Source organism: Amycolatopsis sp. EV170708-02-1 (assembly GCF_022479115.1).
Lineage (GTDB): Bacteria > Actinomycetota > Actinomycetes > Mycobacteriales > Pseudonocardiaceae > Amycolatopsis.
The window spans coordinates 3,510,136-3,529,513 of record NZ_CP092497.1 but is presented as its reverse complement, the minus strand read 5'-3'; the positions used below and the strand labels follow the sequence as shown (position 1 = coordinate 3,529,513).

General features: G+C 68.9%; 21 protein-coding genes. 16 read left to right on the top strand and 5 right to left on the bottom strand.

All coding sequences use genetic code 11. From position 1 onward, the window contains the following. Window positions 1-196 precede the first annotated feature (196 nt). From MJQ72_RS16480 to MJQ72_RS16450, 7 genes are all read left to right on the top strand, one after another. Entirely contained in the window at window positions 197-1,345 is a 1,149-nt protein-coding gene (locus MJQ72_RS16480) for an MFS transporter (RefSeq protein WP_240599991.1), read from the top strand. Window positions 1,346-1,361: 16 nt separating this feature from the next. Beyond that, complete coding sequence (locus tag MJQ72_RS16475) at window positions 1,362-2,603, top strand: cytochrome P450 (RefSeq protein WP_240599990.1); 1,242 nt, start codon at window positions 1,362-1,364, stop codon at window positions 2,601-2,603. Window positions 2,604-2,635: 32 nt separating this feature from the next. Continuing rightward, complete coding sequence (locus MJQ72_RS16470; protein WP_240599988.1) at window positions 2,636-3,184, top strand: dihydrofolate reductase family protein; 549 nt, start codon at window positions 2,636-2,638, stop codon at window positions 3,182-3,184. Window positions 3,185-3,333: 149 nt separating this feature from the next. Continuing rightward, entirely contained in the window at window positions 3,334-5,631 is a 2,298-nt protein-coding gene (locus MJQ72_RS16465) for an excinuclease ABC subunit UvrA (RefSeq protein WP_240599986.1), read from the top strand. A 79-nt stretch (window positions 5,632-5,710) separates the two neighbouring features. Beyond that, window positions 5,711-6,043 carry a DUF6235 family protein gene (locus MJQ72_RS16460; RefSeq protein ID WP_240599984.1) on the top strand — a complete coding sequence of 111 codons (333 nt, stop codon included), beginning with the start codon at window positions 5,711-5,713 and terminating at the stop codon, window positions 6,041-6,043. Window positions 6,044-6,137: 94 nt separating this feature from the next. Next, on the top strand, window positions 6,138-6,785 hold the full coding sequence (locus tag MJQ72_RS16455) for a response regulator transcription factor (protein ID WP_396426948.1): 648 nt from the start codon (window positions 6,138-6,140) through the stop codon (window positions 6,783-6,785). Window positions 6,786-7,145: 360 nt separating this feature from the next. Continuing rightward, window positions 7,146-7,784, top strand: coding sequence for an SRPBCC family protein (locus MJQ72_RS16450; protein ID WP_240599983.1), 639 nt, complete (start codon window positions 7,146-7,148; stop codon window positions 7,782-7,784). Window positions 7,785-7,831: 47 nt separating this feature from the next. On the opposite strand, the gene MJQ72_RS16445 is transcribed toward MJQ72_RS16450, so the two are convergent. Next, on the bottom strand, window positions 7,832-8,308 hold the full coding sequence (locus MJQ72_RS16445; protein ID WP_240599981.1) for a GNAT family N-acetyltransferase: 477 nt from the start codon (window positions 8,306-8,308) through the stop codon (window positions 7,832-7,834). 197 nt (window positions 8,309-8,505) lie between these two features. Between MJQ72_RS16445 and MJQ72_RS16440 the strand changes: the two genes are divergently transcribed. The 4 genes from MJQ72_RS16440 to MJQ72_RS16425 are packed head-to-tail and all read left to right on the top strand — an operon-like array spanning window position 8,506 to window position 11,085. Next, entirely contained in the window at window positions 8,506-9,081 is a 576-nt protein-coding gene (locus MJQ72_RS16440; protein WP_240599979.1) for a YbaB/EbfC family nucleoid-associated protein, read from the top strand. Next, window positions 9,075-9,410 carry a type VII secretion target gene (locus MJQ72_RS16435; RefSeq protein WP_240601345.1) on the top strand — a complete coding sequence of 112 codons (336 nt, stop codon included), beginning with the start codon at window positions 9,075-9,077 and terminating at the stop codon, window positions 9,408-9,410. Before MJQ72_RS16440 ends, MJQ72_RS16435 begins: the two co-directional genes overlap by 7 nt. Beyond that, window positions 9,407-10,648 (top strand): WXG100 family type VII secretion target, encoded by a 1,242-nt coding sequence (locus MJQ72_RS16430; protein ID WP_240599978.1) that lies wholly within the window; start codon window positions 9,407-9,409, stop codon window positions 10,646-10,648. Before MJQ72_RS16435 ends, MJQ72_RS16430 begins: the two co-directional genes overlap by 4 nt. Window positions 10,649-10,707: 59 nt before the next feature. Then, a complete protein-coding gene (locus MJQ72_RS16425; protein ID WP_240599977.1) occupies window positions 10,708-11,085 on the top strand; it encodes a RidA family protein in 378 nt (125 codons plus the stop codon). Between the two features lies 1 nt (window position 11,086). Here the strand turns inward: MJQ72_RS16425 and MJQ72_RS16420 are convergent, their stop codons facing one another. After that, window positions 11,087-12,559 carry a multicopper oxidase domain-containing protein gene (locus tag MJQ72_RS16420; RefSeq protein WP_240599976.1) on the bottom strand — a complete coding sequence of 491 codons (1,473 nt, stop codon included), beginning with the start codon at window positions 12,557-12,559 and terminating at the stop codon, window positions 11,087-11,089. Between the two features lie 153 nt (window positions 12,560-12,712). On the opposite strand from MJQ72_RS16420, the gene MJQ72_RS16415 reads away from it, so the two are divergent. From MJQ72_RS16415 to MJQ72_RS16405, 3 genes are read left to right on the top strand one after another with little or no spacing between them, the layout of a single operon-like run. Next, window positions 12,713-13,534, top strand: coding sequence for a hypothetical protein (locus tag MJQ72_RS16415; protein ID WP_240599975.1), 822 nt, complete (start codon window positions 12,713-12,715; stop codon window positions 13,532-13,534). A gap of 16 nt (window positions 13,535-13,550) precedes the next feature. Beyond that, window positions 13,551-14,660, top strand: a complete 1,110-nt coding sequence (locus MJQ72_RS16410; RefSeq protein ID WP_240599974.1) for a sensor histidine kinase — start codon at window positions 13,551-13,553, stop codon at window positions 14,658-14,660. Next, window positions 14,660-15,331 carry a response regulator transcription factor gene (locus tag MJQ72_RS16405; protein WP_240599973.1) on the top strand — a complete coding sequence of 224 codons (672 nt, stop codon included), beginning with the start codon at window positions 14,660-14,662 and terminating at the stop codon, window positions 15,329-15,331. The genes MJQ72_RS16410 and MJQ72_RS16405 overlap by 1 nt, the downstream gene beginning before the upstream one ends. A 1-nt stretch (window position 15,332) precedes the next feature. Here the strand turns inward: MJQ72_RS16405 and MJQ72_RS16400 are convergent, their stop codons facing one another. Together MJQ72_RS16400 and MJQ72_RS16395 are read right to left on the bottom strand one after the other, a co-directional pair. Further along, the gene (locus MJQ72_RS16400) at window positions 15,333-15,908 is read right to left on the bottom strand and encodes a dihydrofolate reductase family protein (protein ID WP_240599972.1); all 576 of its coding nucleotides are present in this window, start codon (window positions 15,906-15,908) and stop codon (window positions 15,333-15,335) included. A 99-nt stretch (window positions 15,909-16,007) separates the two neighbouring features. After that, the gene (locus MJQ72_RS16395; protein ID WP_240599971.1) at window positions 16,008-16,712 is read right to left on the bottom strand and encodes an SDR family oxidoreductase; all 705 of its coding nucleotides are present in this window, start codon (window positions 16,710-16,712) and stop codon (window positions 16,008-16,010) included. Window positions 16,713-16,794: 82 nt separating this feature from the next. Between MJQ72_RS16395 and MJQ72_RS16390 the strand changes: the two genes are divergently transcribed. Together MJQ72_RS16390 and MJQ72_RS16385 are read left to right on the top strand one after the other, a co-directional pair. After that, window positions 16,795-17,412 carry a TetR/AcrR family transcriptional regulator gene (locus tag MJQ72_RS16390; RefSeq protein WP_240599970.1) on the top strand — a complete coding sequence of 206 codons (618 nt, stop codon included), beginning with the start codon at window positions 16,795-16,797 and terminating at the stop codon, window positions 17,410-17,412. Between the two features lie 48 nt (window positions 17,413-17,460). Further along, window positions 17,461-18,027 (top strand): hypothetical protein, encoded by a 567-nt coding sequence (locus MJQ72_RS16385; RefSeq protein ID WP_240599969.1) that lies wholly within the window; start codon window positions 17,461-17,463, stop codon window positions 18,025-18,027. A gap of 430 nt (window positions 18,028-18,457) precedes the next feature. Here the strand turns inward: MJQ72_RS16385 and MJQ72_RS16380 are convergent, their stop codons facing one another. Continuing rightward, window positions 18,458-19,363, bottom strand: a complete 906-nt coding sequence (locus MJQ72_RS16380; RefSeq protein ID WP_240599968.1) for an SDR family NAD(P)-dependent oxidoreductase — start codon at window positions 19,361-19,363, stop codon at window positions 18,458-18,460. Window positions 19,364-19,378 lie beyond the last annotated feature (15 nt).

Below are 19,378 nucleotides of genomic sequence, written 5' to 3'. Positions count from 1 at the left end.
ATTCTTCATTTTTGGGATGATTGTCCCAGCCTGAAAAACCGCACCTTCGCCGAGAATACCGGCGGATCGCTTCGCCGTCCTTCTCCATAAATGCGGTAAATAATCGTGGCCCGTTCTCGAATCCCGCTGCTAACCTGCGAATGTCCGCCTCTTGGCGAAATTCCGCCGATCAGCACGGAAAGGACCGGCACGTCTCATGGTCGCCGTCATCACCGCAGCCCCGCGGACCAGCACGGTCTTCGCGGGATTCGCCGCGTACGGCGCATTGTGGGGCCCGTACCTTTCGATGTTGCCGGACGTCCGCCACGCCACCGGCGCCGGTGAAGCACAACTGGGCGCCGCGTTGCTGATCGGCGCGCTCGCGGCGATGCCCGCGATGTTCGCGATCGGCCGCTTGCTCGACCGGTTCGGCCGCCCGGTGGCGGTCGCGACCTTCGCCGGATTCGCGCTCATCGCGCCGACCCCGGCCTTGGCCGGATCCGTTCCGGCCTTGTTCCTGACCCTGGGTTTGTTCGGATTCGGTTCCGGCGCCTGCAATGTCGTCGTGGTCGCGCTGGCGGCGTCCGCCGAAGCGGGCGACGGGCCACGCGTGATGAATCGCGCGCACGCTCTGTTCAGCATCGGCCTGTTGACGTGCAGTCTCGGCACCGGGGCTGCCCGCACCGCGGGAGTACCGGCCGAAGTGATCGCGCTGACGCTTTCGGCGCTGGTCGTGCTCGGCGCGATCGCGGCGCGGAATTCCGTCCCGGGACGGCTGGTGCGGCAGGGCCGCGAACCGGGACGGCACCCGCGGCTGGGCCCGGCGGTCCTGCTGCTGTGCCTGCTGGCGGCGCTGGCGATGGTCGTGGAAAGCGGCGTCCAGCAATGGAGCGCGGTGTTCCTGTCCGACGTCACCCGGGCGCCGGTCGGGATCTCGGCCGCCGCGCCCGGCATCTTCGCCGCCGGTATGGCGCTGGGCAGGTTCGGCGGGCACTGGCTGTCCGGCCGCGCGTCGGATCGCCTGGTACTGCTCACTTCCGGCGCTCTTTCCGGGGTGGGCGTGCTGCTGCTGTCGATGGCCGACGCGCCGGTGCACGGCCTGCTCGGCACCGCCGTGGTCGGCGGCGCGATCTCGGTGTCGACGCCCACCGTCTACGGACTGATCGGACGCCGCGCGACCGCGGAGGACCGCGGCGCGGTGATCGGCTCGGCGGCGTCACTGGCCAGTGTCGGCCTCTTGCTCGGGCCGGCCGTGGTCGGCCAGATCGCCGGGCATACCGACCTGCGGGTCGCCATCGCGGCGCTGTCCGTGGCCTCGGTCGCGGTCTGCCTGCTCGCGCTGCGCGTGCCCGCACGGAATCGATGATCGGAGGATGGACCCGATGGGCGACGTAACAGGGGGTCGTGGAGGCTCGGACTTCGCCGAAGGGCGGCAACGGCGGCAGCTCGTCGGGGACGACATCCCCACCGGCTGCCCGTTCGGTTCACGCCGGCGCGACGGGCGCCGTGAATGGCTGGTGAGCAGCTATTCCGAAGCGCGCGATTTCCTGCGTGACAAGCGGTTCAGCCGGGCCGTGCTGGCCGAGACGACCCATCCGCGCGGACCGGCCACCCGGATGTCGGTGACCGATCTGGATCCGCCGAGGCACACCCGGATCCGGAAGCTGATCGGTGGCGCGTTCTCAGCCCGCCGTGCGGAGCAGCTGCGCGAGTACGTCGAAACCAGCGCCGTCGGCCTCCTCGACAGGCTGATCGACACGGGCCCCACCGCGGATCTGATCGCCGACTTCTGCGCCCCGCTGACCTTCACCGCACAGGCCGAACTGCTGGGTGTTCCGCCGTCGCGGCGCGAAGCCGTCCGCAAACGCGCGAACGCGCGGCTCGGCAAGCCGGGCTCCCCGCGATCCGCCGTCTACCAAGGCGAACTGCTGTTGCACGACGAGGTCGCGATGATGCTCGCCGACACCGAAGACCCGCCGTCCGGGCTGATGGCGGAACTCATCGGGGCACATCGCACGGGCGCGCTCGACGAAACCGAGCTGACCGGGCTGGCGGCGTCGCTGTTCTTCGACGGGCACGCGCTGGCTGCCGCGCAGATCGCCAACGCGGTGTTCTGCCTGATCTCCCGGCCGGGCCTGCTGGCCTCGCTGGACGCGGACCCGGCACTGCTGGACGCGGCCGTCGAGGAAACGCTCCGGTACAGCCCGGCGGTGAACTTCAGCATGACGCGCGTCGCGACGGAGGAGGTCACCATCGCGGGCACGCGGATCGAACCGGGCGACCTGATGACCGCGTTGCTGCCGGTGGTCAACCGCGACGAGGACGTCTTCGCCGATCCGGACCGGTTCGCGATGGACAGGAACGGCAGGCATCTGTCGTTCGGGCACGGGACGCACCATTGCATCGGCGCCCACCTGGCCCGGGTCGAGATCCAGTCGGCGCTGCGCGCGCTTTCCCGTCGTGCGCCGGAACTCTCCCTCGCCGTGCCCGAGGACTCCCTGGAGTGGACCGTCTCTCCGACGATGCGCGCATTGTCCGCGCTGCCGGTCCGCTGGACTTCTTCCGGTGTGCTCGATCCCTTGGAGCGTCGCGGGCGACGGTGGGAAGATCGGCCCGCGGCCTGACCACGGGCCACCGGACAACGAAGGAGTTCGTCATGCGCGAAATCGCCGCTGGATTGTTCATGTCCCTGGACGGGGTGGCCGAACGGCCGGACCGCTGGATGGGCCAGTACTGGTCCGACGAGATGAGCGAAGGAATCGCGGAGAGCCTCGCCGCTTCGGACGCCATTCTGATGGGCAAGGACACGTACGTCGCTTTCGAACAGATGTGGAAGCCGCAGGGTGACAGCAACCCGATGGCGGCGTTCCTCAACGGCACGCACAAATACGTCGTTTCTTCGACGCTGGACGAAGCCTCGCTGACCTGGCCGGACACGAGCCTGATCACCGGTGACATCGCGGGCGAGATCACCCGGCTGAAGGAGGCGCCCGGCAAGACGATCCGGGTGCCCGGTAGCCCGAAGCTCGTCCAATGGCTGCTCGCCGAAGGACTCCTGGACGAACTGGCGCTCAACATCATGCCGCTGGTGGCGGGCGAGGGAGCGAAACTGTTCGACGGCACGGCCAAGGAGATCCCACTGAAGCTGACCCGCGCGAACGCGCTGAAAACCGGCGTCATCGGCGCCGTCTACACCCGCGCCTGAATTCACCGGGACCGTGAAAATTTCACGATCACTTCGTGACCAGAACATAGCCCGATCACACACGAATCGACTACCGGGCATTCGGCGGCGCTGCGATACTGGCGAGCAGGCGCGATCTTTCACGCGCACCGGCGAGGAAAGGAAATTCTGTGACTGCCGCAGCCCGCAAGACCAAGCAACCGGCGGGTGAGGGAATCCGCGTCACCGGCGCTCACGAGAACAACCTGAAGGACGTCTCACTCGAACTCCCGAAGAACCAGATCACGGTTTTCGTCGGGGTTTCGGGTTCCGGGAAGTCCTCCGTCGTGTTCGACACGATCGCCGTCGAGGCGCAGCGTCAGCTGAACGCCACCTTCCCCTGGTTCATCCGCAACCAGCTGCCCAAACACGAACGCCCGCATGTGGACAGCATCGAAAACCTGACCACGCCGGTCGTCGTCGACCAGCGCCCGCTCGGCGGGAACGCGCGCTCGACGGTCGGCACGGTCGCCGACATCCATCCGCTGCTGCGGGTGTTGTTCTCGCGGCAGGGAAAGCCCAGCGCGGGCAATCCCTCGCTGTATTCGTTCAACGACCCCAACGGGATGTGCCCCGACTGCGAGGGCATCGGCCGCGCGCTGCGCCCGGATCCCGAGCTGATGCTCGACATGACGAAATCGCTCGACGAGGGCGCGATCCTGGTGCCGGGCTACCCGGTCGGCAGCCCCGGCTGGCAGTTCTACGCCAACCACGACGCCATCAACCCGGCCAAGAAGCTCAACAAGTACACCGCGAAGGAGATGGACACCCTTCTGCACGGCAAGGAGGGCAAGGTCCAGCTCACCTTCAAGAACGGCAAGACGCAGACGCTGACGTTCGAGGGCCTGGTCGCGAACTTCACCCGCCGCCACCTCAAACGCGACACCGGCTCGATGAGCGAGAAGACCCGTGCCCAGGCGGAGAAGTTCATCACCGAGGGACCTTGCCCGGCCTGCCGCGGCGGACGGCTGAGCGAGGCCGCGCTGGCGACCAAGCTGGCGGGCAAGAACATCGCGCAGTGGTGCGAGCTGCAGATCACCGATCTGATCGAGCTGATCAAGTCCATCAAGGACAAGCAGACCGCCGCGATGGCGCAGGGCGTGCTGGCCGCGCTCGAACGGATCGAAGCGATCGGCCTCGGCTACCTTTCGCTGGACCGGGCGACGACGTCGCTGTCCGGCGGTGAGGGGCAGCGGCTCAAGCTGGTCAAGCATCTGGGCAGCGACCTGACCGGGCTGACCTACATCTTCGACGAGCCCAGTGTCGGCCTGCACCCCCGCGACGTCGGGCGGCTCAACGACCTGCTGCGGGCGTTGCGGGACAAGGGGAACACGATCCTCGTGGTCGAACACGACCCGGACGTCATCGAGATCGCCGACCATATCGTGGAGATCGGGCCGCGGGCGGGCGTGCACGGCGGCGAGGTCGTCTTCCAGGGAACGTACCGGCAGCTGCGCGCCGGCAAGACGTTGACCGGGGCCGGGCTGGCCCGCTCGGGTGTCGTCAAGGAGGATCCGCGGCGCGCCAAGGGAAAACTGTCGATCAAACGGGCTTCACTGCACAACCTGAAGAGCGTTTCGGTCGACATCCCGACCGGTGTGCTCACCGCCGTCACCGGTGTCGCGGGCTCGGGCAAGAGCTCCTTGATCTCCGGTGTCTTCCGCGAGGCGCATCCCGACGCGATCTTCGTGGACCAGACGCCGATCGCGGCGTCCTCCCGCTCGACTCCGGCGACGTACCTCGGCCTGATGGACCCGGTGCGCAAGCTCTTCGCGAAGGCGAGCGGCGCGAACGCGGCGTTGTTCAGCTTCAACTCCCAGGGCGCTTGCGAGGAATGCCAGGGCCGTGGCGTGCTGATCACCGAAGTGTCCTATATGGACCCGATCACGACGCACTGCGAAAGCTGCGACGGGCGACGATTCAAGGACGAGGTGCTCGCGCACAAGCTGCGGGGCAAGTCGATCGCCGACGTGCTGGAGCTGTCCGCGGAGCAGGCGGCCGAGTACTTCACCGAGGCCCCGGTGCTGGCGAAGGTGAACGCGCTGATCGAGACCGGGCTCGGCTATCTCGGGTTGGGCCAAGCGCTGAGCACGCTGTCCGGCGGTGAACGTCAGCGGATCAAGCTGGCGGACCGGCTTTCCGGCGGCGGGAACGTCTACATCCTCGACGAGCCGACCACCGGCCTGCACATGACCGACATCGACATGCTGCTGGGCCTGCTCAACGGCATGGTCGACGCGGGCAACACGGTGGTGGTGATCGAGCACAACCTGGCGGTGATCGAACAGGCGGACTGGATCATCGACCTCGGGCCCGGCGGCGGCAAGAACGGCGGCGAGATCGTCTTCACCGGCCCGCCCGAGAAGCTCCTGACCGCGGAGAGCTCACTGACCGGCGAGTACCTCAAGCGCTACCAGCAGGCGGGCTGAGACCCGGCTCTTCGACGAAGGGGACGTCCCGCGCGGGACGTCCCCTTCGTCGCGTCCGGCGCAGGATACGAGACGCCCCATGCCATCGAAGGCGGCCATGCTGGAAGCCGGCGCGGCGAGGGAGGCTCGGATGGCGGTACGGCTGGTGCTGACCGGCGGGCTGGAATGGCTGGATTCGATTCCGGAAAGCGAACGCGCGACGGTTTTCACCGCGTTGTTCGCCGTCTGCGACGGATCCGCGTTCCTGACCTACGGTGTTTTCAAGGTCGGCGGCGGTCCCGGCCGTTTTTTGTTGACCGTGGCGCCCGCGCTGGCGATCCGGGTGCGGATCGATTGGGCGCGTTCGGAGTTCGAGTTGCTCGGGCTCAGCAGGGAACCCGTCGAATGGCCGCGAGAGCTGGACGTGCTCTGAAGCGGTTTTTCCCTTGCTGCATACGGCCTAGGCCGATCGCATGATCGGAAAGCGTATTCTTCGACAGCACCCCCTGGGGTGAGAATCCCGTAGGATGACGACGGAGCCACTGAACTGGGGTGCGAGGTGCTTCGTGGTGATCAAAGTGCTGCTTGCCGAAGATATGCACATGGTTCGCGGGGCGCTCGTCGCCCTGCTGAACATGGAATCCGATATCGAAGTGGTCGCCCAAGTCGCCGCGGGTGACCAGATCCTTCCGACGGCGAAGGCCGTCCAGCCCGACGTCGCGGTCATCGACATAGATCTGCCGGGCAAGGACGGTTTGACCGCGGCCATGGAGATCCGCGAAAGCCTGCCCGGCTGCCATACGCTGATCCTCACCAGCCTCGGCCGTCCCGGCACGGTCCGGCGCGCGCTGGACGCGAAGGTCAACGGCTTCCTGCTCAAGGACGCGCCGTCGGACAAGCTGGCCAACGCGGTGCGGTCGGTCGCGATCGGGCGCCGGGTGATCGACAGCGAACTGGCGCTCGCCGCCTGGGAAACCGACGACTGCCCGCTGACCACCCGCGAGATCGAGATCCTGCGGGTGACCGCGCGCGGGCGCACCGTCGCCGACATCGCGGCCGAACTGTTCCTGTCCCCCGGCACGGTCCGGAACTACCTGGCCGCCATCGTCACGAAGCTCAACGCCCGCAACCGGGTGCACGCGATCCGCATCGCCACCGACGCGGAATGGCTGTAACCCTCGGGCGATCACGCGTGATCAGAGGCGTAACTCGCGTGCTTGAAGGCGTAACTCGGTGTTCGCCCTTCAAGCACGCGAGTTACGCCTTCGCTCCCGGTGGCACGGGACGCGCGTGGTGCCCACCCCGGCATGACCGGACCGCTCGCCTGGGGACCGTGTGGGTTACAGGTCGTCCAACGCCCCGAAATCCACACGGTCGCCGCGCCGATCCCGAGGTCGGTCTCCGGCAGGCGCGGTGAAGGGAGCCTTCAGCCCGCCTGCCCGTTCGGTCAAACCTTCTCGCTCTTGACGCCCACCACGCTAGCGCTATAGCTTCTAACTATCGCAACAAGTGCTAACAACCCAAGGAGAAGGACCATGTTCGGCATCTCAAGCCGCTGGATCGGCACCCGCGCGGCCCTGCTCACCGTCCCACTGGCCATCGCCGGCGTCCTCGGCGTCACGGCACCGGCCCAGGCCGCCCCCGTCCACCACGCCAAACCGACTTCCCTTACCTGCCAAGGAAAAGGCATCGACCGGTCGGCCAAGGTGCATTACCGGACCGAGACCTTCGTCAAGGCGCCGCTGCGCACCATCTGGAACCTGCAGACCGACGTGGAGGCCTGGCCGACCTGGCAGAACCCGGTCATCCCGGTCACCATGAAGCGTCTGGACGACGGCCCGCTGCGCAAGCATTCCCGCTTCCGGTGGACGATCCCCGTCCCGCCCGGAATGCCGTACCCGCCCGGCGACGTGACCATCGTTTCCACCGTCCGGCAACTCCAGCCCGGCAAATGCATCCGCTGGACCGGCCCGCTCGACGGCCCCGGCGGGATGCATATCGACGGCGTCCACGTCTGGAACTTCGTCAAGGTGCCCGGCGGCGTCATCGTCCGCACCGAAGAGAGCCACACCGGCCCGCAGGTCGACAAGGACGTGCCCAACTCCACCGCGATGCTCGGGCAGGGCCTCGAAATCTGGCTCAAGGACCTCAAGAAGGCCGCCGAACACCGGTAGTGTCCGAGCGACGCGGCCGCCAGGTCCGGGGGCCGCGTCGCTCGGGGTCACCTGTCCCGGCTCCGCCGCACGACGCCGAGCCGGGGATCGGCACTCGGTCCGGCCCGCTCCACCGTGAAACCCTCGCGCTCGAAGAAGGCGCCCGCGCGTTCGTCCGCCACGAGATGCTCGGCGTACACCCGCTCGACGTCCACCGGCAACCGTCCGATGAGGACTTCGAGCAGCCGCAAGCCCAAGCCGCGATACCGGGGAAGCGCGGACAGCTTGCGGATCACGTGCTCGCCGCCGTCGAAATCGTGTTGCCCGACACCGGACAGGCACCCGCCGTCCTCGGCGACCACGACCGCGCCGCGAGCGACGGCCCCGGCGATATCCGTCGCGTTCCACCACATCCGCACCCGCCGCGCGGCCTCTTCTTCGCCGATCAACGGCGCCCACCAGGCCCGGACGTGCTCCTCGCCGAAGCGGCAGACGGCCATGACGTCGTCGCGATCGGCGTCCCGCACGATCGGCCCGCCTTCCATCGCCTGCCCCGATCCTCCACCCGGGAGGCACTTTCGGGCAGTCTCCGATCATCCGGCTTGTCCCGGTGTGCGTCCGGTGGTAACGATACGGGCGATCCACCTCGCGACCGATCGGTTCACTGCGGAATCGGGACGGTCTCGTCGACCTCTCGCATTCTCCCCGATCGTGCCCCATCCCAATCGAGCCAAGGCGACGCATGCAACCCAATTTCGACGCAGGTGAGGACTTCGCACTCCTTCTGGAGCGAGAGGCCAGGAAACTCGAGGAAAAAGCCCAAGCCCTGACCGCCGCGTTCACCGCCTCGGCGTCCACGGTGACCTCTCCCGACGGCTCGGTGACGGTGACGGTGGAGGCCAACGGCTCGCTGAGCGCCATCGAGTTCGGCAACCGCGCCACCTCGCTGGGACCGGCCCGGCTCTCCTCGCTGGTCATGCAGACGGTGCGCGAAGCCCAGCGCAAGACCGTCGAGAAGGTCACCGAGTCCTACACCGAGATCAACGGCGAGGACGAGGCCGCCCAGCTGGTCCGCACCTTCCTGCCGAAGGTGGACGACGAGGAAACCGCGCCGGACAGCCCGGAACAGGACAAGTGGGCCCCCGAGGCGCACAACGAGCCGCCGCGCCCTCAGGCGGGATACCGGCCGCCGCCACCACCGCAGGCGGGTCCCCCGATGCCGCCGCAGCCCGGCCGTCCCGTGCGGCCGCCGAACCCCCCGGCGCCGCGACCCCGGCGACCGGCCTCCCCCGACGACGATGAGATGAGCCCCTGGTGACCGGATTCGGTGTCAAGACGGAAGCCATGACCGAGTTCGCCGGTCACCTCGACCAGCTCGAGGACGCGCTGCGGAAGAGCGCCGACATGGTGGGCAGTTGCGTGGCGGACCCCGGCATCTTCGGCATCTTCGGCGGCCAGATCTACGGCGCCGGCGCGAGCATGCACTGCGGGAAGGCGCGGGACCAGCTGAACAAGTACTCGGAGAACGTGCAGGAGTTCTCGGACAGGGTGCGCGAGGCGGCGAAGCAGTACAACGCCAACGAGCAGGAGACCGAGAAGCTGATCACCGACGCCGGCAAGGGGATCGACGAGGTGAAGGTCAAGTGAGCGACGAGTACCACCGCAACGATTTCGGGAACAACAGCGGCACCAAGGCCAGCGACTTCAAGGACGAGAAGAACAACTTCCTCGCGGGCAGCGGCGACACCGCGGGCGCGGGGTTCTTCGATTCCGCGTTCTCGCTGAAGAAGGCCGTCGACGAAGGGGACAGCCTCAGCATCGGGCTGGCCTCGGCGGGGATGGCGATCGAGATCCTCGGCATGGTCGTCGACCCGATCGGCTCGCTGCTGACCGCCGGGATCGGCTGGCTGATCGAGCACATCGTCATCTTCCGCTGGCCGCTGGACTTCCTGCTCGGTGACCCGAAGGGCATCGAGGCGGCCAAGACCGCGATCTACAAAGAGGGCGCGGAAGTCCGGGAGTGGGCGAAGGACCACGACGCCGCCACCAAGAAGTTCATGGAGAAGTGGGAAGGCGAGGCCGCCGACACCTTCCGCGCCGACATGGAGGGCGTCGCCGCGCAGATCGACGCGCTCGCCGGGTACATCGAGTTCGCGGGCAAGCAGATGGGGATCGCCGGTGCCGTCATCGGCGCGGTCCGCGGCATCGTCCGCGACATCATCGCCATGACGCTGGCGGGCATCCTCAAGGCCGCGATCGTGGCCGTGGCGCTGGCGCCGGTCACCTTCGGCGGTTCGATCATCGCCGCGATCACCTCCATCATGACCACGGTCGGCGTGGCGATCGCCAAGATCGCCAAGCAGATCGCCGACACCGCCAAGAAGCTCGCCGAGATGATCAAGATCCTGGCGAAGACGCGCGGCGCGGCCGACGACGTCGTCAAGCTGACGCTCGGCGGCGGCAAGATCAAGCTGCCCAAGCCGAAGCCCGCCGGCGGCACCCCGATGCCCGGCGGCAAGAAGCCGATCGAGGGCCCGCCCCCGAAGCCGGGCGACACCACGCCGGAGGCCACGCCCAAGCCCCCTCGGGAAAAGCTCAGCGACATGCCCCTCCGGATCGTGCGCGAGAAGCTCGCGAAGGAACTGGAAGGGGTGGACGGGGCGGCCGACATCCTGAAGCGGTTCGACTACTGGAACAGCTTCCCGATCGGCGACCTCCACAAGAGGTTCCCGAAGGTGGCGGACGCGATCGAGAAGACCACCAAGATCCTCAGCGACCCGACCTACGGCGCGTCGGGCATGGCCGGGAAGACCATCGTCGAGCTGACGAAGGCCATCCCGCCCGCCGCGAACGAGAAGCCGCCGGAGGACAAGGAAGAGAAGTGACGGCAGGCGGCCCCCGTACCGGTGTCCCGGCAGGGGCCGCCTGTGCTTTTGTACCGATCATGACTGAACGGGTGAACATCTCCTCCGGCGGCGACTACGAGCCGGTGTTCGGCTACAGCCGCGCGGTACGCGTCGGCGAGCACATCCACGTTTCCGGGACGACGGCGCGTGAACCCGCCCGCTCCGGTGACGCGTACGAGCAGGCCTCGGCCGTGCTTTCCCTCATCGAGACCGCGCTGCGGGAGGCCGGTTCGAGCCTGGCCGCGGTCGTCCGCACGGTCACCTACGTCACCGACATCAAGGACGCCGACCTGGTGGCGCGGGCGCACCGCGAAGCCTTCGCCGACGTGCTGCCGGCGGCCACCATGGTCGAGGTCTCGGCGCTGCTCGACCCGAAGATGAAGGTCGAGATCGAGGCCTACGCCATCGAGAAGTAGCTCAACCGCCGTGGTCGTGGCCCGGCATCGGAAGCAGCCGCGACACGCGGTCTTCGGTGCCGGGGGCGACGATGACGAACTGCCCCATCATCCCTTTGTCCTCGTGGCGGAGGATGTGGCAGTGGTACATGTAGGGCGCCGCCGGATCCGCGTGGCGGCCGAATTCGACGGCGAGTCTCACCGTGGCGTGTTTCGGCACGTAGACGGTGTCCTTGGCGCCGCTCAGATAGGCGGGCGGCGGCGCGCCGTCGATCTCCAGGATCCGGAACGCGACCTCGTGGATGTGGAAGTTGTGCGTGTAGGTCGTGTTGTGGATCTCCCAGATCTCGCGCGCGCCCGCCGGGACGACCTCGTCGATCCGCGTCATGTCCATGTCCTTGCCGTTGATCTCCGATCCGGTCAGCGTCATGCGCCGGACGCGGGCTCCTGGCGGCACCTCGGGCAAGGCGGCCGCGGAAAGCCGCCCTGGCAACGGTGACTCGTCGCGCCGCGGGCCCGTCGCGATGATCTTGAGCAGGTCGAAGTCGCCCTCCTCGATGTCCGTCGCCGCCTCGGTCCGTTCGCCGACGCTCCGGAGGACCACCTGCTCGCCGGAAGTGAAGGAGGCGACGAACTCCAGCCGTTCGCCGGGGCTGAGGACCGCCCGCCGGACGCCCACCGGCCCGGGCAGGAGGCCGCCGTCGCCGGCGATCACGTGGAACTCGCGGCCATCGGCGAATTCGAGGAAGTAGATCCGGGCGTTCGACGCGTTCAGCACCCGGAACCGGGTCCGGCCCGCGGGCACCTCGACGAACGGATCGAACGTGCCGTTGACCAGGATCGTGTCGCCGGTCAACCCGAAGGTGCCGCCGAAGTCCTCCACAAGCCGCCCGTCGGAGTCGAGCCGCTTGTCCTGGAGGATCAGGGGGATGTCGTCCACCCCGTACTCCGACGGCAGCCCCGGCGCGGCCGCCTCGGGGTCGGCGATCTGGATCATCCCCGCCAGGCCGCGGTAGACGTGCCGGGCGGTCTGTTCGTGCGGATGCGGGTGGTACCAGCCGGTGGCGGCCGGCTGGTCGACCGTCCACTCCGGACGCCAGGTCCCGTCCGGCCGGATCGTCTGGTGCGGACCGCCGTCCATCCGCGCCGGCAGGCGCATCCCGTGCCAGTGCAGTGTGGTCGGCTCGCCGATCCGGTTGGTGACGGCCATCGCCACCCGGTCACCGCGGCGCATCCGCAGCGTCGGGCCGAGGTGGTCGCCGTTGATCCCCCACGTGTCCGCCCGTTTGCCCGGGATCAGTTCGGTGCTTCCCGGGCGGAGGGTGAGCTCGAACCGGCGGACACCGGAGGCGTCCGGGTCCGGCGACAGCAGCGGCGGCACCCGCAGCCGGTTGGCGAACGCTCCCGGCCGATGGGCCGTTTCCGCCGAACAGCCCGCGACGACGGTACCGGCGGCCACGAACGCGCCGAGTTTCAAGAAGGAACGTCGGTCCATGACGCGATGGTCGCGGCGCGAGGGTGCCCGGCACGTCGGCCCGGAACGGTAATCCGGGAAATCCGACCGGCGCGGTACGTCATCCCGATGCGGTAGGCCATTGCCCGTCACGGACCGACGCGCCGCGGGACGGGCTCGACCAGAGTCGCCACCATGAGAAAAATCGTCACGACGGCGATCGCCGTCGCCGCCTTCCTGACCGGTTCGCCCGCGCTCGCCGAGCCGGACGGGCTCGACCTCGTCGTGACCCCGTCGGGCTTCACCGCGCCGTCCACCACCCGTGCGGGTGTCCTCACCCTGAAGGTGCGGTCGGAAGACCCGGCGGGCGCGTGGGTGGGCCTGGTGCGGCTGCGCCCGGGAGTCGCGCTCGAAACCTATACACGGCACCTGAAACAGGCGATGTCCGACGATCCCGCGGACGCGATGGCGGGCGGCAGGGCGGTCACCGCCGACGCGGAGATGTTCGGCGGCGTCGCCGTGGCCGCCGTCCCGGCGTCGGCCGAGATCGCCGTGTCCCCCGGTGACTACCATCTGGTGGATTTCCGCGACGTCGCCGAGCCGGACTTCCTCTCGCGGATCCGGCCGCTGCGGATCGGCACCGGGACGACGTCGAACGCGGCCAAGGCGACGGCGGCGATCATCGCGACCGACAACGGATTCCTCACGCCGCCTTCGCTCAAGTCCGGTGCGCCGGTGTTCGTGCTCAACGCGTCCGGCCAGTTCACCGAAGCCATGCTTTTGCCGGTGCGGCCGGGGACCGCGCTCACCGACCTAGACGCGTTCTTCGCCCGCACCGGGCCGAGCCCGTTCACCGGCCGCCCGACGGGGGTCGTGCCGCTGTCGCCGTGGCGTTCGGCGATACTCACCACGGCGCTCCCTCCCGGCGAGTACGCGCTGGTCACCTGGGTGCGCGACCTGCGCACCGGGGAACCGCTGGCGCTGCGCGGCGCGCGTGCCCTGGTGCGCATTGCCTGACATCACAGAGGTCCTGATGAGCGTGAGACGACCCACGACGGCCGAGACCGCGACCGGGATCGGCGTGGCGGCGCTCGTGGCCGTCTCGGCGGTGACGCGGATCGGGCCGAGCGGACCGGAAGGCACGCTCGGCCCGCTCGGTGCCGTCCTGCTCGTGCTGCTGGCCGCGTTGCTCACCGCGCGCCGGATGTTCCCGTTCGGGGTGCTCGTGGCCGTCAACGCCATCGTCGCGGCGTGGTTCGTCCTCGACTTCCCCGGCAGGCTGATCACCGTGGCGGCGCTGATCGCCTGCTACACCGTCGCCGCCGAACGCGGCTGGCGGCTCGGCGCGGCGGCCTGGGCGGTCACCGCCGCGGTATCCACCGTCGTGGTGCACGGAACCCTCGGCGTGGCGTGGTTCGACGACCGGGCGGTGAACGCGCTTTCGCTGGAACTGGCCGCGGTGGCACTCGGTTCCGCCGTCCACTACCACCGCGCGTACGCCGCGGGCGCACGGGAACGGGCACTGCGAGACCGGTTGCGGGAAACCGAACAGCGGCTGGAGATCGCCCGCGAACTGCACGACGTGGTGGGCCACACCATGGTGACGATCAGCGTGCAGGCGGGCGTCGCGACCCATGTGCTGGAACGGAATCCGGCACAGGGCGCGGCCGCGCTGCGCACCATCAAGACGATCAGCGACGAAGGGCTGGCCGAAGTCCAAGCGCTGCTCGGCATGCTTCGCGTCGACGGGACCGCGGCCGACCGCGGCGGCCTCTCGCGGCTGGAGACCCTGCTGGACGTGACGCGGGCGACCGGTGTCCCCGTGGAACTGGTGGTGACGGGCGAACGCCGCGCCTTGCCGCCACGGGTGGACCTGGCCGCGTTCCGGACCGTCCAGGAAGCGCTGACCAACGCGCGACGGCACGCGCGGCCGACGTCGATCCGGGTCTCCCTGCTCTATGGTGACGACGTGCTGGAGATCGGGGTTCGCAACGACGGAGCGGGCGAGAGCGCCCCGTCTCCCACCGGGGGCAACGGGATCTCCGGGCTGCGCTCGCGGGCCACCTCCTTGGGCGGCACCCTGCACGCGGCGCGGTCCGGTGAGACCTTCGAGGTCACCGCCACGCTGCCGGTGGACCGCTGATGCCGATCCGGGTGCTCATCGCCGACGACCAATCCCTGGTCCGGGCGGGCTTCCGGGTGCTCGTGGAGTCCGAGGACGACATGGAGGTCGTCGGCGAGGCCGGAGACGGCGCCACCGCGGCCGCCCTCGCCGAGCGGCTCCGCCCCGATGTGGTCCTGATGGACGTGCAGATGCCCGGCACCGACGGGATCGAGGGCATCCGGCGTATCGCCGCGAACCCGGAGCTTTCGGCGGTGCGCGTCCTCATCCTCACCACTTTCGACACCGAGGAGTACGCGGTCGCGGGTATCACCGCGGGCGCGAGCGGTTTCCTGCTCAAGAACACCGCACCCGCCCAGCTCCTGCACGGGATCCGGGTGGTGGCGGGCGGTGAGGAGCTGCTCGCCCCCGGGCTGACCCGAAGGCTGATCGCGCGGCTCGTCACCCCCGCGCCACCGACGGTGGACGACACGGTGTTCGCCGAACTCACCGTGCGGGAACGAGAAGTCGTCGCGCTCGTCGCCGAAGGACTGAGCAACGCGGAGATCACCGCCCGGTTGTTCATCAGCATGGCGACGACCAAGACCCACGTCAGCCGCGCGCTGGGCAAACTCGGCGCGCGGGACCGGGCTCAGCTGGTCGCCATGGCCTATCGGCACGGCCTGGTCAGCCCACCCGAGCCCGGCCGGTGAACTAGTCGCGCCCCTCGACGCGGTAGGTCACATGCACCGCGTGCCTTCCGGCGGCCGCACTTACCTGGACGAGGGACGCGGGACTCACCCCCTCGAACAAGCGGGTGCCGCCGCCGACCATCTCCGGCACGACGTGCAGCCGCAGTTCGTCGACCCAGCCACCGGCGAGCGCCTGCCGGACGACCGACGCCCCGCCCGCGATCACGACGTCACGCCCGGCCGCCGTCTCCTTCGCCAGCCGGAGCGCCTCCTCGACGCCGTCGACGAACGAGAACCGCGTCGGTCCCTTCACCAGATCGGGTCCCGGCCGATGAGTGACGACGTAGACCGGCATCCCCCAGGTCCCGTCCTCGCCCCACAGCCCGATCCCCACGTCGAACAGTGTCCGGCCGATGACGAACGCGCCGGTGTTCTCGAACATCACCCTGGCCGCCGACTTGTCGGCGTCGTCCGGGTCCTCCATGCTCCACGCGGTGAGCCGCTGTCCCGCGGTCCCGAATGGCGCGTCCACACCGACGCCTTCGCCCGCCATGTACCCGTCCAGCGACGGGCTGATGTCGACGATCGTCTTCCCCACCGTGGCCTCCCTTGTCCGTTTCCCCGATTGTGGGCACGGGGCCGGGCGGTCACATCCGTCCACAGTGGTACATCCGCCCGTACTCCGTGGGGATGACGGCTACCTCCCGAAAGACCCGACGAGCGCTTCGGGAGCTTCGCGCGTCTCGTAAAGCTTCCAGAAGGCGTCGGCGAAGACGTCCGGGTGGATCACCTCGGGCTCGAAGTCCATGGAGCTCGCGGTGAGTGCCCGATGGGGCACGCTGCCCTCGATCAGCGCGCCGACGTTGACGGCCCCGGCGTAGACCCCCTTGTCCGCGAGCACGGCGTTCAGGTTGTGGAAGTAGTTCCGCAGCGCGGCCTGCGCCATGCCGACGTTGCCGAGGAAGGGCGCCGGGTGCAGGCCGGATTGCCCGGCGGTGAACAGGATCGCGCCGTCGCCGCGCTCGGTCATGTCCGGCAGGACGGCGCGCACGAGTGCCACCGCGGACACCAGGAACCGGTCCAGGATGAGCCGCAGGTTCTCCGGATCCACGTCGAGCACCGGCACGATGCCCTCGCCCATGGTCCCGCCGCCGGGGTTGAACGCGACCGCGTCGATCCGGCCGATGGCGGTGACGGCGGCGGCGATCCGATCCGGTTCGTAGACATCGGCGACGAACCCGCTCGCCTCGATGCCGTCGCGGGCGAGTTCGGCGACGAGCGCGTCGAGGTTCTCGGTGGTGCGCGCGACGAGGGCGATCCGGAAGCCCTCGCGGCCGAACCGGCGGGCGAGCGAAAGTCCCAGCACCGGTCCGGCGCCGAAGATCGCGAGTGTCTTGGTCATCTGTCCTCCGAAGTTAAGTTGAGGTGCTCCTCAACTTATACCCATAACTTGAGGCGACCTTCAACTTGACTACGATGCGGTCATGACCAAACCCCTGCGGAAGGACGCCCGGCGCAACCGCGACCTGCTGATCGAGGCGGCCAGGGGGCTCTACGCGGCACGCGGCCTCGACGTCGCGCTCGAAGAGATCGCCAAGGCGGCCGGCGTCAGCATCGGCACGCTGTACAACCACTTCCCGCAGCGCGCGGATCTGGTGAACGCCGTGTTCGCCGACCGGACCGAGACCGTCGCGAAACTGGCCGAACACGCGCTCTCCCTCGACGACGCCTGGACCGGCTTGACCTCGTTCGTCGAACGGGTCTGCGAACTGCAGGCCGCCGATCACGGCTACAACGAACTGGTCTCGACGCGGCCACCGCAGGCCGAGGACCTCGAACACGGCTACGAACTCATGACCCGGATCGTCGAACGCGCCAAGGAGAGCGGCGCCCTGCGCGAAGACTTCACCCTCGAAGACATGGCCTTCGTGACATGGGGGATCGCGCGCACCGTGGAAGCGACCGCGACCGTCCGCCCGGAGGCCTGGCGACGGCACCTCGCGCTACTGTTCGACGGAATGCGGGCACCCGCCGCGAATCCGCTACCTGAGCCCCCGCTTCAGCCGGCGGAACTGGCCCGGGTCATGGGCGGCTGCGGCTGAGGGCAACCCTCCGCCCCTCCGGCGCGTGTTCACCCCGGAGGGGATCCCATGAAGAGAAAATTGTTGCTCATCGCCCTGACACTTTTCGTGACGACAGCCTGTTCCGGGGAACCGCCATCGGCCCCCGCGACGGTCACCGTCACCCCGTCGTCCTCGGCGCCTGCCGGGCCCGACGCCAAGACCGTCGCCTGGCTCGACGGAGTATGCGGCGCGGTGTACGGCTACATGAAGGCTTCCAGCGATTACGCGACCAAGCCGCGATCGGGAACCGAGGTGACCCGCGGCGCACTGAAGGAAGAACTCGGGATCCGCGCGGGATTCGCGGGCAAGGCCGTCGACGATCTGGCCGCGCTGCCCCCGTCGCCGATTCCCGGCGGCGACGCGGTGAAGAAGTCCCTTGTGGATCAGTTCGCCGCCGCGAGGGACGCGGTCGCCGCGGGCAAGCAGCGGTTGGAGAAGTCCGGGAACGAAGCCGCCATGGACGCGGCCATCAAGGCGATGGACGCCACCCAGAAACCGGTCACCGACACTCCCGATCTCCTGCCCGCGCTCAAAATCGAGACACCGGAGCTGATGGCCGCCGCCGCGGAGGCCAAGAAGTGCAAGCCCGCTTGAGGGGCTCGTGAGCGGTTAGGCTTCGCGGCCGGCTCGCGCCCGTGTCGCGTCGAAACCACGTCGGCGATGCCGTGAGGGCCTCCTTCCCTACTTTGAGGGTAGGGAAGGAGGCCCTCACGGACTTTCGCCCAGGGAGAGTCCAGAGTGGTAGCAAAGGTCCCTTGCTCTCTTCCCGCAGGCCAGGGGCGTTCGGACGTCCTGAAGGTCCCCTTTGGGACTCTCGACGTCTCAAAGGCGACCTTCAGGACAGCGCATGACCGGCCCTCCGATGACGCAGGGTCACACGCCACCCTTGCCCCACCTGGCCGACGGGCATCCGGCCATCAAGGCAGCAAAGGGCCCTCGCAAACCGCCCGGGCCGCCCACTCGCGGCCCCCACCGCCGCGGAGGTTGCGAAAGCCACCTTTGCCTCACCCCGCAACACAACCCCTCAGCCCGGCGGCGTGAAACCGGGCGGCATGACCATCGGCCGCCCGGTGTTCAACCCACCGTCGACGAGCACGGAAGTCCCGGTCAGATAGCCGAAATCCGGTGACGCCAGAGCGAGGACGGCGGAAGCGATGTCCGCCGCCTCACCCATCCGGGGCAGACCGTGGACGTTCAGCGGCCCCCAAGCCTCCTTGAACCGCGCCCACTGGTCGTCCGGAATCCCCGGCGGACGCACCAGCTGGGTGTCCGTCGTCCCCGGATCGATCGACAGCACCCGGATCCCCTTCGCCCCGTAGTCCAGCGCGGCCGCGCGCACGAGACCCTGCACGGCACGTTTGCTCGAGGTGTAGGCGGCGTGCCCCGGCCTGGTCTGCTCGGCCTGCGCCGACGCGGTGCAGACGATCACCCCGCCGCCCGCCTTGAGCAGATGCGGCACCTCGTATTTGATCGAGAGGAACACGCCCCGCGCGTTGGTGCGCTGCACGTCCTCCCATTCGTCGACAGAGGTCTCGTGCAGCGGCTTGCCGAGGTGGATCCCGGCGTTGTTGAACGCGATGTCGAGCCTGCCGTACCGGCGGGCGACGCCGTCCACGAAGGCCTGCACCTGTTCCGGGACCCGGACGTCCGCCCGGACATAGGTCGCTTCCCCGCCGGCCCGGCGGATCTCCCGCTCGACCCCGCGGCCGAGTTCTTCCCGCCTGCCACAGAAACCGACCTTGGCCCCGGCCGCGGCGAAGGCGATGGCCGTCTCACGGCCGATCCCCGACGTCGCCCCGGTGACGATCACGACCTTGCCCGCGAACCGTCGCCGGTCTTCCCCAGCCACGGCGGTGTTCGCGGCCAGCATCGCGACCCCGGCCGCCGCCGCGCCTCCGAGCACCGCGCGCCTGCCCACTGCTTCGCCCACAGTTCCCTCCAGATG

Bases quoted from the DNA above. Each gene is read 5' to 3' on its own strand.
- MJQ72_RS16480 (WP_240599991.1), top strand. From the start codon at position 197: ATGGTCGCCGTCATCACCGCAGCCCCGCGGACCAGCACGGTCTTCGCG.
- MJQ72_RS16475 (WP_240599990.1), top strand. From the start codon at position 1,362: ATGGGCGACGTAACAGGGGGTCGTGGAGGCTCGGACTTCGCCGAAGGG.
- MJQ72_RS16470 (WP_240599988.1), top strand. From the start codon at position 2,636: ATGCGCGAAATCGCCGCTGGATTGTTCATGTCCCTGGACGGGGTGGCC.
- MJQ72_RS16460 (WP_240599984.1), top strand. From the start codon at position 5,711: ATGCCATCGAAGGCGGCCATGCTGGAAGCCGGCGCGGCGAGGGAGGCT.
- MJQ72_RS16455 (WP_396426948.1), top strand. From the start codon at position 6,138: ATGACGACGGAGCCACTGAACTGGGGTGCGAGGTGCTTCGTGGTGATC.
- MJQ72_RS16450 (WP_240599983.1), top strand. From the start codon at position 7,146: ATGTTCGGCATCTCAAGCCGCTGGATCGGCACCCGCGCGGCCCTGCTC.
- MJQ72_RS16445 (WP_240599981.1), bottom strand. From the start codon at position 8,308: ATGGAAGGCGGGCCGATCGTGCGGGACGCCGATCGCGACGACGTCATG.
- MJQ72_RS16440 (WP_240599979.1), top strand. From the start codon at position 8,506: ATGCAACCCAATTTCGACGCAGGTGAGGACTTCGCACTCCTTCTGGAG.
- MJQ72_RS16425 (WP_240599977.1), top strand. From the start codon at position 10,708: ATGACTGAACGGGTGAACATCTCCTCCGGCGGCGACTACGAGCCGGTG.
- MJQ72_RS16420 (WP_240599976.1), bottom strand. From the start codon at position 12,559: ATGGACCGACGTTCCTTCTTGAAACTCGGCGCGTTCGTGGCCGCCGGT.
- MJQ72_RS16415 (WP_240599975.1), top strand. From the start codon at position 12,713: ATGAGAAAAATCGTCACGACGGCGATCGCCGTCGCCGCCTTCCTGACC.
- MJQ72_RS16410 (WP_240599974.1), top strand. From the start codon at position 13,551: ATGAGCGTGAGACGACCCACGACGGCCGAGACCGCGACCGGGATCGGC.
- MJQ72_RS16405 (WP_240599973.1), top strand. From the start codon at position 14,660: ATGCCGATCCGGGTGCTCATCGCCGACGACCAATCCCTGGTCCGGGCG.
- MJQ72_RS16395 (WP_240599971.1), bottom strand. From the start codon at position 16,712: ATGACCAAGACACTCGCGATCTTCGGCGCCGGACCGGTGCTGGGACTT.
- MJQ72_RS16390 (WP_240599970.1), top strand. From the start codon at position 16,795: ATGACCAAACCCCTGCGGAAGGACGCCCGGCGCAACCGCGACCTGCTG.
- MJQ72_RS16385 (WP_240599969.1), top strand. From the start codon at position 17,461: ATGAAGAGAAAATTGTTGCTCATCGCCCTGACACTTTTCGTGACGACA.